We start from the raw sequence: 17,387 nt of genomic DNA on the forward strand, positions 1-17,387 counted from the left end.
ATTATGGCTACAACGGAACATAGCGATTTAGAGCAGCAAATAATAAAAACTGCCCAACAACTTTTTATAGAAAAAGGATTTGTGGAAACCAGCATGAGTGATATTGCTGCAACGGTAGGAATCAACCGGCCCACTTTACATTATTATTTCAGAACCAAAGATAAGATGTTCAAAGCCGTATTCGGCTCGATAGTCATGTCTTTAATGCCGAAAATACAGGATATAGTAAAACAGGATATCCCATTTATGGAGCGACTGAGCATGATTCTGGATGAGTATATTGAGCTTTTCACAAGTAATCCCTGTCTTCCCAGATTCATTTGTGGGGAAATACAGCGTGATGTAAACCACTTGCTTGCCACTGCAAAAGAACTTCAGTTCGGAGATGCTTTATCCCAAGTGAAAGACAGTATACTGACAGCAATGGAAGACGGTAAACTTAAAAAGGTTCCGATACATATTGTATTTCTGACTGTCTACAGCCTATTGAGCTATCCATTTCTTGCCAAGAACCTGATAGTATCTTTATTCTTGGAAGATGAAGCCGCTTTTGCAGATTTCCTGCAAGAATGGAAACAAAACATCATCAACCAATTGCAGAACTTATTGTGTTATGAGGAATAGTATAGACACTATAAAAACAAAAAGAGACTGAATATTCAGTCTTTTTTTGTTTATTACCATTCCAATCATCCCATCTTACACACTATCCGACCACAAAATCTTCCGATTTAAAATTACTATAGAAACGTCCTGAAACAGCAGTAAACTTCAATACACAGTAATCAGGATCCGTCACTCCCTCCGGATAATACATGGTATCTCCCTCCTGCCAGATCATCTCTTTACTGGCACTATCCGTCAAGACCTCCATCATACCGCGTAGCATAACCCCTCTAAAGAATCTCGTATCACAGAAGTAGATACATGCATGGTTGTTCTCCCGGTATTGCGCCACACGCATGGACGAAGTATTTGTTGTCAGATAAATCGTTTTTATCCCCTTTCTTTTTCTGGGTTGCAACATTGCTTTGATGGTAGGAAATCCTTCACCGTCTATCGAACCGATAAAAGCTGTTTTCAGCTTATCAATCATGTTGCCTACTGTTTTTTCCGCGTCTCTCATCATTTTACTTTTTTATTATTGGTTTATTATCTGATGCGAAAGTAGAGAAATGCCAGGAAAGCAATGCAATAAAAAGAAAGGTAGAAATAGCACTTTTTACGGTTTGTGTGCCTTACGATATAATAATGGAGTTTCTCCCGTATGCTGCCGGAAGCTACGGATAAAATAAGAAACCGTTGAAAAACAGAGTTCAAATGCAATATCAGCTATAGGAAAGTCCGTATAAACAAGCAGCCTTTTAGCCTCTTCCATCACCTTGCCCTGAATATATTGTTTTGCGCTGAACCCCATGGTCGAGGTTATCATCTCATTGAGATAGTTAGGAGTAATGCAGAGCTTATCCGCATAATATTGAACCGAATGTTGCTCTTTTGCATGTGTCGCAACCAAATTCATGAATTTACTTACATGATTATTGGAAACTTCCCTACTTCTGCCCTCCTCCATCGAAGTCATTTTAAGATAAGCACGATCCAACAACATCAGGACTTCATAAAGCAATGCTCTCAAAACGTGTACATCGCCCTGTTGATACGAATCAATCTCCATCTTTATATCATGCAAGGTTTCAAGTATGCGTGTATAAAGCTCATCAGACAAATGTAGTCGCGATGAAAAACTTTCTATCTGAAAAAACGAAAGATGCCGTACAAACAAAGAATCTTTAAAGAGGGAAGACAAAAATTCTTCTTCGAAAATCAGAGCATACCCATTGATGATATGATGAGTATCCCAGTTCCGGATTTCCCCCGGTTTAGAGAAAAGGACGTCACATGGAATTGCTTCATAGGTTTGGTTATCGACTGTAAAAGCTCCCTTACCTTCTGTTATGAAAGTAATATCATAATAGTTGAGAGTGTGGACAGTACTTTTAGCCAGGAACTTCTTCACATACTTCAGTTCTACTACATCGACCAAAAGTTCACTCCCATACTTATGCTTATAAAAAGTATATCGAGGTATTGAGTTTTGCATTCAGAATACAAAAATAGTATTCCTTACCAAATAATCCAAAGACTTTTCAAAATCGATTCGATCGAATAAGCCATGAACCATCTGATAAGGAATACATAGAAAAAATATGTCTAGGTTATATTTCCTATTTAGAACTTCCGGCCAGATACCCCAAACTGGTTACATCTACCCCCAAGTAATGATTAATGTGCTTCAATGGCACCCTGTACAGAATATCCGGGATTTCCGCCAATAAAGAGAGATACCTTTCCCTTACTGTCAGTTTGCGGGCACTCATATCCTCTTCCTCTTTAAAGTAAAACTGATACTCCATCAGTTGACGGACCAGATTCGCAAATGAAATTGAAGATGCACACAACTCTTCAATCTCCTCTTCACTGATGTAATAAGCAGCACATTTCGTCAGTGTCTTGATAGAATACTGACTTGAATTATAGCATAACACAGCATCACCCGCAGAGAAAAACCGGTTGGTTCTCTCCTCTCCTTCATGAGTGGTATATGTATGCAAAATACCGGAAACAATAATGTACAAGCTCTGCTCCGGCATTGTGGCAGAAGCAATCGTTTCTCCTTTATCCAGATACACCATTTCCATTCGAGCCAACAGCTCTTTCACTTCTCTTTCATCCACCTGATACTCAAAACAGAGTTTCTTCAAATAAGCTTCCATACAAAATAGATTTTAGTTAATATATGTCACTTAAAAACACCTAATTCGACATAGCAGGCATCATTGTGCCTCTCAAATATAATTTCCTTTGGGTATATCGTAAATACCAGATACAAATCAATAATGAAACGACCGTTGAAATGGGTGGAGCAAATCCCATGATAAACAGCGACGAGCTATCTATCTGGCTGAACCAGTATGACAACGGTATACGGAACAGGAAAGTGGCTATCAGACTGTGAATCATCGGGAATAACGAGTTTCCTTGTCCGCTGAAATAAGAATTAATGCAGAACACGAAACTAACCACGATACAGTCGATGCTATACCCTCGCAAATAATCTGCCGCCATTGCCACCACAGCAGCATCTTTTGTAAAGAAAGCAGTAAGAGTCTCCGGCAGGAATTGCGAATACACGCAAACTGACACACCGAAAACAAGAGCAATCCCAATCCCCGAAGCCAGACATTTATTCATTCTCTTGATAAGTCCCGCTCCATAATTCTGTGCAGTCATGGTTGCCACAGCCGATGATATAGCCATCGGAGGCAGCATAGCAAACACGATGATTTTCTCAACAACACCCAGGGAAGCAGATGCAATGACTCCCATCTGATTGACAATGACAGTGATAATCAAAAAAGAAACATTGATTAAAGCATCCTGCAAAGCAATAGGTGCTCCCAACACCAAGATCTTTTTAGACAGATTCCGGTTCAATCGAATATCTTTCCGTGAAAAGTCAAAATGGAATCCGTGCCGGTATAAGAACCAGAGCGCTATTCCAAAGCTGACTCCTTGTGCAGTTACAGTAGCGATAGCCGCTCCCGTAGCCCCCCAATGGAAATAACCGACCAATATAAAATCGAGCACTATATTTATCACACATGCCAGCCCAACAAAATAAAGTGGTGTTTTAGAATCACCCAGTCCACGCAAAATACCACATACAACATTATATCCCACTATAAACAGAATACCCAGAGAGCATACCAAAATATAGCTTTTCGTATCTGCCATAGCTTCTACGGGAGTATGCATCAGTTCTGCTATCCGACCATGAAAAAGTACCATGACCAAAGTTAGCACTACGCCGGTTATTGAAAACAACCATACGGAAGACCCGATAGTAAAAGCTACTTTCCGATTGTCTTTGGCTCCGGTAGCAATAGCAATCAGCACTGTTGTCCCGGTGGTAATACCCAGAATAATACCTGTTATTGTCTGCATCACCTGACTACCAATAGCTACGGCTGCCACACTTGCCGAATCATCATATTGTCCGACAACAAAAAGGTCAGCCCCGCCATAAAGTGCCTGAAGTACATTAGCAATTAAAAAAGGTACTGCAAACTGCAACAATACCTTCGGTACGCTTCCTTGTGTCAAATCTAACTCTTTCATAGTTTCTTCGATACTTTTCCTCTTTATCTTATTTTGTTACAACATAAAAAAGTGCCGGACAAGCGAATGATTTGCACCATTCATCTTATCCAGCACTATAATTATTATTATAGCACCCTCCGATGAGGATTTTTATGCCTGTCCCTATTTCAGGGCTGCAAATATGGGCTTTGTTTTCATAATTACCAAATTTTAACCGGTTTTTATTTTCTTATGGAGGTGTAACTAGCTATATATCAACTATTATCAGACGAGGTTTGATCTATAGGATCTCCGTTAGAAAAACGAAAGAAAGCTGCCAACCGATCCGGATTCAGCGTATAACGTGCGCGTTCTTTTAATAAGGGTTCCGCATTCATTACGGCACAGGAATGAGAAACCACGGACATCATCGGCCAATCCTTTAACGAATTTCCTACAACTAAAGTGTGTTCAGAAGCTAAACCCAAAGCCTTACATAACTGAATCACCCCCTCTTTTTTACTTGCTTCAGGATGAATGACTGTTATCAGCGGAGCTTTATGAAAAATCTGGCAGGGATTCTCTTTCAACCGGGTAAGAATAGCTTCTCTCTGTTCTTTATCACGTACCAATATACTATACTTGTAAACCACTCCTTCATAACTATGAATAGTGACTTTTGCAGATTCTCCATATACCTCCGGATATACTTTCACCGGCAAACACCTGATCTGGCCCGAATAAGATAATAAACCTCCATCTGCAAACACTCCTCCCCTGAATAAATCGAAAAGAGCCTTTCCCAGCTTTTTCTTCGCCTGCTCCATCGACAGAGAAGTGGCAAGATATAAGGAAACGGACTGTGCCATATATCGCAAAGCGTTAGCATAACTTTCAGGAACTTTTCCCTGTGAATCAGTCAGTGTTCCATCCACATCAAAGAAAACAGTCGTAATAAGTGGCTTGTCAGGTATTCGCCAGAACGCCCCTTCTCCCATGATTCGATGTAAAGGGTGATTGTTCAGGTTACTAAACGCAATATAACAATCACAAACCTTCCTCTCGCAAGATAGCGGCACAACAGCTCCATCACCTTGATAAAAATTACCAATCTTCACCCGGCTTCGGGGACAAGCATACATATCCCCTTTCCAATCGATAAAACAATTATTCCTTCCTCCTGCACAAACTTCCCATTGTGCCGGAGCATTTTTCAAGTCATACTCAAAAAGATTATCCAGTTGACTGAAAAACTGAATATCTTCCTGACTTAATGGTGCCCTTAACCCCTGCATAGCATTAATGAATAAATAAATATCCGGCAAAAGAGTATTCCGTAAATCATTGAGTACGGCCTTTGCAGAGGGATTTCCTACCGCTCCGGCACATACCTGTATTCCCGCATGATGGAGTATATGAATCTGATGCGCAAATTTCTCTACCGAAGTCATCTCTGGATGAAAACTGGCCCAGAGCCTTATCTTACTTATCATCGTGGGAGTCACACGAATCTCATCAAGCCAGTGTTTAGCCGGAAAAGAAAGATTAGTCTGACAGGAAATTCCAGCCACCTGTGGCAATGCTGTCAAATGCATCATTCCTTTCCGATAATAACGATGGATCAATGCTTCACCGTAAGGAATAATAAATAACTGCAACGGCTCCCCTTTCCATTGTTCAACAGCTGCTATAAAACGATTCCATGCCTGTTCATCCTGTGTCGTATCTGCCAGATGCGACTTCTTGCCGAAAGGGCAATAAGAACAGGTATAGTTGCAGCTATTCAATTTGCCGCGATAATATATACGCCTGAAGGAAAGTAAAGAGCCTTCGTTTTCCATTTCTATTTCGTTCAATAAGAATAAGTTTCCATCAGTTCTCTTATTTCAGGAGTAATAAACAACTGACCAATATAATCGGAGTATGCCATTCCTTCGGAGGTCAGACAAACACGACCGTTATCCGTATCTTCTATCCATTGCCGTTCAGCTAACTGTCGGAACAACGGCACATTATCCGGTGATTCTCCAAAGCGACGCTTATATTCGGCCTTATCAAGCCCCATATAATACATCAGATTTTTAATGATGAAACGTTGTCGCTGTTCTTCCTGCGAAAGAATAAATCCATTACGAGCCACTGTAAAATCAGTAGTGCCCATATAATCATCTATCTCTCCGGCAATACAACGCTGGCAAACAGTATACCGGGTGGCATAATGCAAATTACCCAGGTAACTGCGTCCACCGGAGCCACACGACAGCATCACTTCATCCCCACATGAGATTTCCGCATCAGTAGACGGATGATGAATAAAACGCCGCATCGAAGTTTGTAGAAAACCTCTGTCTTTCAACAAATCACAAGCGGCACAATACATCTGAAAACAGACATCGTCGGATTCCCGCTCCGTGATAGCCGTTCCCGGTCGTACATATAGCGGATAGATAAAGAGTTCGTTAGGCTGAAACAGAAGAGCCTGTTCCAATGAATAAAGAAAACTGGCTACAGTTTGTCCTTTGATTCCGTAAATCAAATCAATATTAAAAAATGGGAATTGCCTCTTCCGGATAGCCTCCAGCGCCTGATTAATCATGTCTTGCCGGGGACGTCTTTTCAAAGCTGTTAATTCTTCGTCAAGGAAACTCTGTACGCCAATACTCACACGAGCCACTCCTGCTTGCTTCAACAAGTCCAAACGAGCAGGATCGGCATATTCCGGCGATGTTTCTACGGAAGTAAAGGTATGTGAAGGATGCACTCCGAATAAGGCAGCCGTATCCAATAGGTATTCCAGTTGAGGAACAGTGAGGAGCAACGGTGTGCCTCCTCCAATGGCGAAACTATCAAATGTCAGTCCGATGGTGAGTGGAGACAACTGTTGCGCCTGCTTGTGAAGAGTTTCCAAATAAGTTGCGATATAATCCGCACGATTTGTTTGCAGAGAAAACAGATTGCAATATCCACATTTATGACTACAAAAAGGAATATGGAAATAAAGCGATGCTTTCTGTCCTTCCACCTGTTTCAGGTAAGGAACCAGCGAAATCGGGGACGGAAAAGAACGATAAGCAGTTTTATGTGGATAACTATACATATAGTCTACATATCGTGGTAGCGGTTGATTCATTTTTTCGTTAAAATAAAGTGTTTGTAAGGGACTGTATAAACCGTTTCGTGAGATATGCAATGATATTCATATCCATCCTCTCCATAGCAAGTGCCATGATCGGAAAGAGCAATCACCAGCGTATTTCCCCGTTTCTGAAAGGCCTGAAATAAACGGGGTAGCTGACTGTCGACATATTGCAGCGCGGCAGCGTGTGATTCCTTATCATCCTTCATTTTGCCTTCCACATAATGACAGTTCGGATAATGAATAGCAGAAAAATTGATATACATAAAAATCCGTTTGTCCTCCGGATAGTTTTCGAGTTTCTTCAATGCAAAATCAATTTGTTTTTCAGTACTATCGGGTGCCGTGCATCCAAAGGTCGGCAGCCAATAACTTTTAGTAAAGTAACCGGGAAACACACGCCCCAGTTCATTACGCTTGCTGAAGAAGTTCACCCCTCCTATACAAATCGTTTCATAACCTACATTGGCAAGGCTTTGCACAAAAGTTGCTTCCGTAAACGGATAACTTCCCGCAGGCGGAATACGTCCCGTACCAGCTTGCACAGGGAAAAACAACCACTTACGGCTGCGTAGCGAATGAGGTTCCGCCGGAGAAGGCAGAAATCCTGCAAAGATGGCAAAATGAGACGGGTAAGTAAAATTTCCCGGCGCATGTCTTTTTTCCCATTCTCCTCCGTGACTGTTCAGTACCGGTGTTCTTCCTGCCGCTTCTTCCTCCTTGCTGACATCATAACGCAAGGTATCAAAGCAAAGCATCAATATATCATGAGTACCCACCACCTGATTCATATCCAGATTCGGATTTTGGATCTGTTCGCCAGCCGGCAGTTCATCTATTTGCATGGTTATATCTCTTTTTTATGTTTTTTATCTGTTGAATATAAATAGAATTATGAGCAAACATATCCTGATACACATGATCTCCCTGTCCGTTGACTTCTATTATATAAGGTATATCTGTTCCTCTCTCCATCAGGACATCCACTCCGGCATACTGCAAATCCAAGGATTGAACCGCTTCCTGACACTGAAAATAGACTTGTTGCCGCACTACTTCCGGCAAAGACAATTCGTTCCACCAATGTGCCTTATTGTTCAGATGCAGATTGGTTATGCTTCCTTTACTACATCTCACAACGATATAATCAATTTCAGATTCCCGGCACACTACCCGGAGATCATAATTCTCTCCCTGCAACTGCTCTTTAGGAATCCATTCTTCTAAAATAGCTTCTGTTTGCATCACCGCTTCCGCCAACGGGATCATCTCTTTTTCCGTACTCAAACGGTGGATACGTTTGGTGTTATGAATGACTCCATCCACTTGTTGCAAGGTAGTATAGACTACCCATTTATTCCGGTTGGGTTGATAGCGAACAGCCATAATGCCTCCCGCCCCCGAACCGTAACGGGGTTTCAAAAAGCATCCTCTACCGCAACCGGCAAGAAGCTCTCTCAACTCATCAAAAGAATGGGGAGAAGGTAACATCGGAGTCACTTTCAAACCTCTGTCCATCAGCACTTGTTTAGTCTCCTTTTTATCAAGAGCACGTAACAAAGCATGGGGAGTATTCAAAAAGGACACGTCATCAGATAGCCTCATCTCGCCCAAACGTTGCAGTGTTTCCTTATATGCCTGATTCAACAGCGCATATTTCTGGAAATCCGTTTCATCGCTTACACAAGGTTCCAGTTTGATAACTGCCTGCCGTAATTGCGGCAAGCAGTTAAAAAGTTCCCCGTAAGTCATAAAACGAACTTCCGTCTGCAAGTGTTTGCCTGCTTCAATAAAGTATTCTATACGTTTGGACAGAGAGTTGCTGACAACGATTATCTGCATCTCCTATTCTGTAATCATCGGGTAATACCACAATTCACCATCATATTCATCCACCTCTTCAGTTTCAGCAATATCTATTTTCATAGGAAGATTCTGCAGCTGTTTCTTCATATCCTTGCTCAAATAATTGTAGCGCATATTGATAAACTTCAAATGAGCGATCTTATCCATATTATCCAGCAATAATTGGGCACCTTCATCTTTGAGAGTACCGGCCGAAACATCCATTGTTTCAAGTTGGGGAAGAATATCCGACTCCAGGAACATTTCTACAATCTTGTCCTGTTCTTCAGAATTGACGATCCCCAGATAAGTCAGCTTCGGGAAACGTTCTTTGGAGAACAACGGACGGAATATCTCAATATCAGCTTCAAATCCATAATCTTCCACACCAACATATAGAATCAGTTTTTCCAGATTGGGGAAATCAGAACCAAGAATATCTTCTACCACTTCAGTAGGCAGGCCACCACTGATAATTTCCAGTGACCGCAACTCCGGCCGTGAAGTCTTTCCCAAACGCAGATTATTGGTTCCTTTGATTTTCAGATCCTTCAATTTAGGCATGGCATCGAGCAGCGGACTAATATCAGCTTGTTCAATCCATGAAATCTCCTGTTCTTCCTGCTCAATATCTCCCCAGAACAAGCCTTCTATTTGTGCGAACTTCTCCTTATTTTCAATCATTCCCTGTAATAAGGCAGAACAGTCGCCACCCTCATAATCCCAACAACCGATTGTTATTTGTTTATATTCAGAGAGATGTTTATCTTTCAATATCTTATCCAGAAGATTCACATTGTTTTCATACTCATCGTAACTCAAAGTATATTTCTTGGCTTCCACTTTCATTTCACGTGCGGTTTCTTCAGTAGTTTCCACATACCCTTTTTTGGTCTTTTCCGCAATCAGTTTGCCGGCTGCTTTTTCAGCCTCTTCAGTCGTTGCGTAGTTTTTCACTTGTGTTTGTCCATCGGTCCCCAACTTACCATAGTTTACAGTAACATCTGTTCCGACTACATCTATACTCCAGAATTTCTGCGATTTAAAATCTTGAAAAACGAATACTCTCTTCATAATACAGTTTTTAATGGTTGATATTTGCACACTCAACACAGAACGCGCATGAACAATACCTGCAAAAATAACCATTTTATGTAATGTACAAAGAAATCTGTTTACTAAACTTTCAGAGTATTCAAAAAATACAACCCAAGATATGCAACAAAGGCTGCCTTTTGGGGCAGCCTTCATTATTCTATTTCTGTAATATATCAGTTTAATCTTCAATAGTACATATACTTACACGGTTCCAATCCGGTTCAGTAAACATATCGCCTACACCCTGACCTTCGGCAGTGATACGAGATGCACTGATTTTATACTTGTTGACCAGGATCGTTTTTACAGCTTCTGCACGTGCTGCGGCAATTCTGGCATTCACTTCAACACTACCTTCCGGAGAAGCGTATCCCTTAATAACCACTTTAGAATCAGCATATTTCTTCAGGTAAGAAGCTACACGTTCCACATTAGGAAGTTGTGAAGCGTCAACTGACGATTTACCTTGTCTGAAAGTAATTATAGATTCGGGTACACGGGCGGTTTTCACTACAGTCTCCACCGGAACCACTTTTGTGCGGCATGCTTCAAGTTCTTCCTGCAATCCGTTGATACGTTGGTTTGCATTGCTGATCTCACCATCTTTGTTGTTTACATCTGCACGAAGTGCATTGATTGAAGAGTTCAGTCCGTCAATTTCGGCTTGATTATATACTCTCACTTTGGCAAAATGATGTGTTCCGTTACTTGTCTTAAAGTGATATGTCAATCCGGCTGTCAACTCAAAACCTGCGTTATTAGCATTGAAACGGCTCTTTGTTTCAGGGTAAGTACCTTGCATATCATACACAATGGCAGGTTTGATTCCTAATGTCCATGCTTTACTTTCACCCAAGTTGAAATTGAAATTCAATCCCAAACGCGTAGACCAAGAGTTCTGATCGCCATCGCCATTCACATAATAATGTAACCAACCCATTCCGGCCACAGCTTCCACTTCAAACAAACGAGGTTCGCCAGTGTAACTTGCAAATAGATTCATCAAATTGACTTTACCCAATACGCTGACATCCGAAGCATCGAAAGCCGTTTTACTGGATGTGGTATTGATATATCCCATTCCTTGGAATCCCAAACCGAAGATAGGAGTTAATTGCTTTGAGACTCCCACTCCAAAAGTGGGACGCATACCTTTAAAGAAAGCACTGTGAGTAAGGGGAGTGACTCCACCGGCATTTACTCCGACAGACCAATTATCTGTAAGTTTGGTACCTTCTACAACTGATTGGGCATTTGCTACTGTAAAGCCACCCAATATAAAAGCTAATAAAATAATAGATTTTCTCATATTCATAAGTTTTAAATGTAATGTTTTATCTGCTAAATCATTAGAAATGTATTGTTTGTTCATGTCTAACTTTCTAGTTCATTTTTTAATTCGTTATTCACTTTAAACAACATATCGTATCAAATATTAGTTCGCAAGCCATAAGCCCTATTAACATCTATTATGCTTTCGAAAAATCTAAAATATGGAAACATCAATGCAAACGCCTCATTCCCTGAAGAGAAAGGGATCCCAACATCGCTAACCATTATGCATCTTGTTTCGTTATTCTACACTTTCATTCATCCATCAGGCAGGAAATACATAAACCGGACTCTACTAAAATACGAAGAATAGAACATAAACGGAAAGTTATCAGGTTGTTAATGCCATATATCGTTCTGATAAAGAGCGAATATTTTTCTTCCTTTTCAATTGGAATCTTGATTTAATTTCTAACTTTGCCGCCAACATCGGTTTCCGAAATGGCATTATCACCAGACGGAATTAAAAGGGAATCCAGTGAAAATCCGGAACTATCCCCGTAGCTGTAAGTTTTATCTCTCTCATAAAAAAGAGAAATGTTATGGCATTCATTTGCCACTGATTCATGAAACGGATCGGGAAGGCGCCACAACAAAAACAAGTCAGAAGACCTGCCGATAAAATTTCCGTTATTCCAGGCTTTCGGGTGAAAGGCAATAGAACGAATCGTATAGGTCCATTTTATTACAAGTCTCCAGAAATTGTCGTGCATGAATAACTATGTAGGCACTAAATCTATTTTGTTAATTCTTAAAATATAGGTATGATTAGTTCGGAGATATTCATTATCAAAAGAGACGGGAAAAAAGAAGCTTTTTCCCTCGACAAAATCAAAAATGCCATATCCAAGGCATTTTTATCAGTAGGTAGTTTTGCTACGCAAGATGTGATAACCAATGTGTTAAGCCGTGTCAGTATCAGTGACGGAACAAACGTAGAGGAAATCCAAAACCAGGTGGAAGTCGCCTTGATGGCAGAACATTATTACAGCGTGGCCAAAGCGTATATGCTGTATCGTCAAAAACATTTGGAAGACCGTGAAGTCAGAGACAAACTTAAATTCCTCATGGATTATTGCGATGCTTCCAACCCTGCCAGCGGTAGTAAGTACGATGCCAACGCCAATGTGGAAAACAAGAATATCGCCACACTGATAGGAGAACTGCCCAAATCCAATTTCATCCGCCTCAACCGCCGCCTGCTGACAGACCGTTTGAGAGATATGTATGGTAAAGAGGCTTCCGACCGTTATTTGGAACTCCTGAATCATCACTTCATCTACAAAAATGATGAAACCAATCTGGCGAACTACTGTGCCAGTATTACCATGTATCCCTGGCTGATAGCAGGAACAACAGCAGTAGGAGGCAATTCTACCGCCCCGACCAATCTGAAATCCTTCTGCGGAGGATTTATCAACATGGTATTTATCGTATCCAGTATGCTAAGCGGCGCATGTGCCACTCCTGAATTCCTGATGTACATGAACTATTTCATCGGTTTGGAATACGGACAGGACTATTATAAACACCCTGATAAACTGGCAGACTTGTCTCTGAAACAAAGATCGATCGATAAAATCATCACAGACTGTTTCGAGCAAATCGTATATTCCATCAACCAGCCTACGGGTGCCCGCAATTTCCAGGCAGTTTTCTGGAATGTGGCTTATTATGACAAGTATTATTTCAATAGCCTTTTCGAGCACTTTGTTTTCCCCGACGGAAGCAAACCCGACTGGGATTCGCTTAGCTGGTTGCAGAAGCGTTTTATGAAATGGTTTAATAAGGAGCGTACACGCACCGTTCTGACATTCCCTGTAGAGACAATGGCACTCCTGACCAAAGACGGCGATGTACTGGATAAGGAATATGGCGACTTCACCGCTGAAATGTATGCCGAAGGACATTCATTCTTCACCTATATGAGTGACAATGCCGACTCTTTGAGTAGCTGCTGCCGTCTGCGTAATGAAATACAGGACAATGGCTTTAGCTATACATTGGGAGCCGGAGGAGTCTCTACCGGTTCGAAGAGCGTGTTGACCATCAATCTGAACCGTTGTATACAGCATGCTGTAAAATCAGGTATTCTCTACCCTTTCTTCTTGGAAGAAGTAGTAGACTTGGTTCACAAAGTACAGCTTGCCTATAATGAGAACCTGAAATTATTGCAGGCAAAGGGTATGTTGCCTTTGTTTGATGCAGGCTATATCAATATGAGCCGCCAATATCTGACTATCGGTGTGAACGGACTGGTGGAAGCAGCCCAATTTATGGGAATCGACATCAACGACAATCCGAAATACGAGGCTTTTGTGCAGGAGATTCTCGGCATGATTGAGAAATACAACAAAAAGTATCGTACCAAAGAAGTACTTTTCAACTGCGAAATGATTCCTGCCGAAAATGTGGGTGTGAAACACGCGAAATGGGACAAGGAAGCCGGATTCCAGACTTACCGCGAATGTTACAACAGCTATTTCTATATTGTAGAAGACAAATCGCTGAACATTGTCGATAAATTCCGCCTGCACGGGCATCGTTATATCGAGCATCTGACGGGTGGTTCGGCTTTGCACATGAATCTGGAAGAGCATCTTAGTAAAGAGCAATACCGGCAGTTGCTTCGTGTTGCCGCTACCGAAGGTTGCAACTACTTCACATTCAATATTCCGAATACAGTATGTAACAAATGCCATCATATCGACAAACGATATTTGCATGAATGTCCCGAATGTCACAGCGAGAATGTGGATTATCTGACCCGCGTCATCGGATATATGAAACGTATCAGCAATTTCTCCCAAGCACGGCAAAAGGAGGCCGATTTAAGATATTATGCTTCGGTACGCTGATTATGATATTGTTTTTCAGGAGATACCGGATGAGGTGACATTAGCCATCAACCTCTCCAACTGCCCCAACCATTGTAAAGGGTGCCACAGTGCATATCTGATGGAGGACGTAGGAGAACCGTTAACGGAAGAAAGTCTCTCTACCCTGCTCGGTAAATATGGAAAAGCGATCACCTGTGTCTGTTTCATGGGCGGTGATGCTTCACCCGCAGAAGTGGAACAACTAGCTGCTTTTTTACACAAGCAGACCATCACTCCGGTAAAAGTCGGATGGTACTCCGGGAAGAGCAAGCTGCCGGAGCACTTTGATGTATCTCATTTCCAATATATAAAGTTGGGACCTTACATCGAGTCTCTGGGAGGATTAAAATCTGAAACGACCAATCAACGGTTGTACCACATAGAAAATGGAATAATGGAGGATATAACTTATCGTTTTCTCCCCCATCATTCCAAAAAGATTTCTTAATAAGAGAAACGCTCAAACGGATGCTGTTTTTACCGTTTGGGCGTTATTTTTTATATTTTCATCGGCTTATGTGTTAAGCTGCTTGTAAATTCAATCTAATCCTTTTTCATGTAACCATTTTGAGAGATGATTGGCTACTTCAATGTTGTTTAGGTCGGAAAAAGGAAAATGTGTATTACCATACAATCCCACTTCGGGCAAATGAATAACCGTTACATCGCCACCAAAATCATTCAGCATCTTTGCCCATTTGCGCATAAGATGCAGACGACGTGTCCATTCATATAATTCGGGACGTTCATTCGTTTCCGGCAAATTATCGCCGAAATAAACGATAATTGGAATCTTCGTAAACTTCATAAAGACGGACATCGGCACTTCAACTCCTTCTGTCTTTCCTGATAGTGTCATCACCTTCCCTTCTTCCGGCATTTCTCCTTTTGGGAAAGGGACATTTGTTCCCGGTTCATAAGCGACAATTGCCTTTATATTTTTTGTTTTGGGAAGTGTCAGCCAACCGACACCACCACCCTGTGAATGAGTTACAAGAACGGCTGTTCCTATTTGATCGAATAGGGCAGCGTAAGCATCCGAGAAAACATCGAGGTCAATAGAGCCTATTGTAGGCGTCATCTGGCGAAAGTATTGATTGAGCGCCTCTTTGTCGTGACTGAACTGCACGCCCTCGAAATAGTCGGGATATATTCCCACCCGAAAGCGGTTGAACCATTCCTCTTCGTCAAATACAGGAGACAGAGTAACGGTTTCCGTGCTACGTCCGGCATTACCACGCCGCGGCTGGTCTACCAAATAGGTAGAAAATCCACGCTACAAAAAGATATTCTGAAAACCCTCCCGTCCATCAGGAGTAGTTTCCCACGTTTTGGAAAACTGACCTATACCGTGTGCAAATACAAGAGGATATTTTCGCGCATTCACAGGTTTCTGATAGAACACATAGGCATGGTCGCCATGATAATTCCGTCCCAAAGAATCTGTCATGACAGAACCACCCACTGCGAAACTGCCTTGCTCCTCTATCAGCAGTATATTTTCATCACGAGCTTGACACCCCCACAGCAGAGCCATCATAGCCATACATAAAATGATTGTCCATCGCATAACTTTTCCCTATTATTTCTGTACTTTCGATTCTTGTAAAGCATCATATCTGCTACCCACCACAGGAATAGCGGCAATGGCATTTTCTAATTCCTTCATTTCTTCCGGTGTGAATAGAATCCCCGATGCCCGCAGGTTCTCCTCTAAATGCGAAAGTTTCGTTGTACCGGGAATGGGCACAATATATGGTTTCTTATTCATCAACCAAGCTAATGCCACTTGCGCAGGGGTAATGCCTCTTGTTCTGCCAAAAGCATTCAGTATCTCTACAATACGCATATTTTGCCGAATGGCATTAGGTTGGAAACGAGGTAGAGTTTGACGGTTGTCGTTCGTTGGATCAAACATCGTATATTCGTTTATCATGCCTCCGAGAAAGCCTCGATTGAGTGGACTATAAGGTACAAAACCAATACCCAGTTCTTCACAGACAGGTAACACGCTCTCTTCTACCGTGCGGTGCATAAAATGGTATTCGCTCTGAATAGCTGTAAGCGGACATACAATATGTGCACGACGAATCGTATCTGCATTCACCTCACACATCCCCCAATGCAGAATTTTCCCTTCCTTTATCAGTTCCTTAATCGTCTCGGCAACCACCTCAACAGGTGTATTCGGGTCACTTCTGTGCTGATAAAATAAGCCGAGTGTTTCTACTCCGAGATTGCGCAGAGAATTTTCACATACACGGCGGATATTAGCGGGCGAACTATCCTCTTCTGTTTTCACCTGCACACCATTCACGAACTTATGTCCGAATTTCGACGAAACGAACACACGACTGGTATAACCGTTCAATGCCTTGCCTATCAGGATCTCGTTCTTGTGATAACCGTAACTTTCGGCTGTATCAAACAGGGTTACCCCCCGTTCTATTGCCTCGCGAACCAATCGGATACAAGCCTTTTCGTCGGGTGACTGACTACGGTGATGATTCAGTCCCATGCAACCGAATCCCATAGCTGAAACGGTAAACGCCGCATTACCATCGCCCAACGTGCGGGTTTCCCGAACGGTAGCCAATATCGCCGGAATCTTTGCCGGAACGACCGATTTGCCATTTATAGCCTTCTCAGCCGCCGTTACTTTCTCAAATGTCGGAGCGATGCAAATTGCCGCACCCGCCAATACCGTTCTTTTCAGAAATCCGCGACGGCTCATTTCCATATTACTGATACTGTCTTGTTCCTTTTTCATGCCTTTATTCCTTTAATTATCAATTTTATATCGGCAAAAGTACAGCATTGATACTATCTAACGTGTATCAATTCTACAGATTAAAAGACCAATTTTATCGCTTAAAACAACCTATCTGTAAATTTGGTAATAATCTTCAGAATTTTGATACATTACGTCTTATTTTTATATACTACTTTTGCCGGAA

The 17,387-nt window shown here is 41.7% G+C and carries 14 protein-coding genes, 1 pseudogene and 1 riboswitch; of the genes and pseudogenes, 3 read left to right on the forward strand and 12 right to left on the reverse strand.

Translation table 11 applies throughout. The features are described from left to right. Positions 1-3: 3 nt before the first annotated feature. Positions 4-624, forward strand: coding sequence for a TetR/AcrR family transcriptional regulator (locus NQ505_RS22625; protein WP_004304037.1), 621 nt, complete (start codon positions 4-6; stop codon positions 622-624). A gap of 82 nt (positions 625-706) precedes the next feature. Here NQ505_RS22625 and NQ505_RS22630 read toward each other — a convergent pair whose 3' ends face one another. From NQ505_RS22630 to NQ505_RS22675, 10 genes are all read right to left on the reverse strand, one after another. Further along, positions 707-1,129: a pyridoxamine 5'-phosphate oxidase family protein gene (locus NQ505_RS22630; RefSeq protein ID WP_032853700.1), complete on the reverse strand. Its 423-nt coding sequence runs from the start codon at positions 1,127-1,129 to the stop codon at positions 707-709. Positions 1,130-1,222: 93 nt separating this feature from the next. Beyond that, positions 1,223-2,101 (reverse strand): helix-turn-helix domain-containing protein, encoded by an 879-nt coding sequence (locus NQ505_RS22635; RefSeq protein WP_009000017.1) that lies wholly within the window; start codon positions 2,099-2,101, stop codon positions 1,223-1,225. Positions 2,102-2,225: 124 nt separating this feature from the next. After that, on the reverse strand, positions 2,226-2,774 hold the full coding sequence (locus NQ505_RS22640; RefSeq protein WP_009000016.1) for a Crp/Fnr family transcriptional regulator: 549 nt from the start codon (positions 2,772-2,774) through the stop codon (positions 2,226-2,228). A gap of 40 nt (positions 2,775-2,814) precedes the next feature. Beyond that, positions 2,815-4,179: an MATE family efflux transporter gene (locus NQ505_RS22645; protein WP_008648610.1), complete on the reverse strand. Its 1,365-nt coding sequence runs from the start codon at positions 4,177-4,179 to the stop codon at positions 2,815-2,817. 236 nt (positions 4,180-4,415) lie between these two features. Beyond that, positions 4,416-5,981: an STM4011 family radical SAM protein gene (locus tag NQ505_RS22650; protein WP_009000015.1), complete on the reverse strand. Its 1,566-nt coding sequence runs from the start codon at positions 5,979-5,981 to the stop codon at positions 4,416-4,418. Positions 5,982-5,992: 11 nt separating this feature from the next. After that, complete coding sequence (locus NQ505_RS22655) at positions 5,993-7,270, reverse strand: STM4012 family radical SAM protein (RefSeq protein ID WP_009000014.1); 1,278 nt, start codon at positions 7,268-7,270, stop codon at positions 5,993-5,995. Further along, positions 7,267-8,121 carry an STM4013/SEN3800 family hydrolase gene (locus tag NQ505_RS22660; RefSeq protein ID WP_009000013.1) on the reverse strand — a complete coding sequence of 285 codons (855 nt, stop codon included), beginning with the start codon at positions 8,119-8,121 and terminating at the stop codon, positions 7,267-7,269. Before NQ505_RS22660 ends, NQ505_RS22655 begins: the two co-directional genes overlap by 4 nt. After that, entirely contained in the window at positions 8,108-9,118 is a 1,011-nt protein-coding gene (locus tag NQ505_RS22665; protein WP_009000012.1) for an STM4014 family protein, read from the reverse strand. The genes NQ505_RS22660 and NQ505_RS22665 overlap by 14 nt, the downstream gene beginning before the upstream one ends. A 3-nt stretch (positions 9,119-9,121) precedes the next feature. After that, positions 9,122-10,195, reverse strand: a complete 1,074-nt coding sequence (locus NQ505_RS22670; protein ID WP_009000011.1) for an STM4015 family protein — start codon at positions 10,193-10,195, stop codon at positions 9,122-9,124. A 202-nt stretch (positions 10,196-10,397) separates the two neighbouring features. After that, a complete protein-coding gene (locus tag NQ505_RS22675; protein WP_008774604.1) occupies positions 10,398-11,534 on the reverse strand; it encodes an OmpA family protein in 1,137 nt (378 codons plus the stop codon). Between the two features lie 430 nt (positions 11,535-11,964). Further along, positions 11,965-12,186, forward strand: a riboswitch (cobalamin riboswitch). A 129-nt stretch (positions 12,187-12,315) separates the two neighbouring features. Between NQ505_RS22675 and nrdD the strand changes: the two genes are divergently transcribed. Both nrdD and nrdG read left to right on the forward strand, forming a co-directional pair. Beyond that, positions 12,316-14,409, forward strand: a complete 2,094-nt coding sequence (nrdD, locus tag NQ505_RS22680; protein ID WP_009000010.1) for an anaerobic ribonucleoside-triphosphate reductase — start codon at positions 12,316-12,318, stop codon at positions 14,407-14,409. Continuing rightward, positions 14,393-14,878 carry an anaerobic ribonucleoside-triphosphate reductase activating protein gene (nrdG, locus tag NQ505_RS22685; RefSeq protein ID WP_004297064.1) on the forward strand — a complete coding sequence of 162 codons (486 nt, stop codon included), beginning with the start codon at positions 14,393-14,395 and terminating at the stop codon, positions 14,876-14,878. Before nrdD ends, nrdG begins: the two co-directional genes overlap by 17 nt. A gap of 90 nt (positions 14,879-14,968) precedes the next feature. On the opposite strand, the pseudogene NQ505_RS22690 reads toward nrdG, so the two are convergent. Both NQ505_RS22690 and NQ505_RS22695 read right to left on the reverse strand, forming a co-directional pair. Next, positions 14,969-16,000, reverse strand: a pseudogene (locus NQ505_RS22690) (alpha/beta hydrolase). 12 nt (positions 16,001-16,012) lie between these two features. Next, positions 16,013-17,200 (reverse strand): aldo/keto reductase, encoded by a 1,188-nt coding sequence (locus tag NQ505_RS22695; protein ID WP_009000009.1) that lies wholly within the window; start codon positions 17,198-17,200, stop codon positions 16,013-16,015. Between the last annotated feature and the right edge of the window lie 187 nt (positions 17,201-17,387).

The sequence above is a fragment of the Bacteroides sp. D2 genome, assembly GCF_025147085.1.
Lineage (GTDB): Bacteria > Bacteroidota > Bacteroidia > Bacteroidales > Bacteroidaceae > Bacteroides.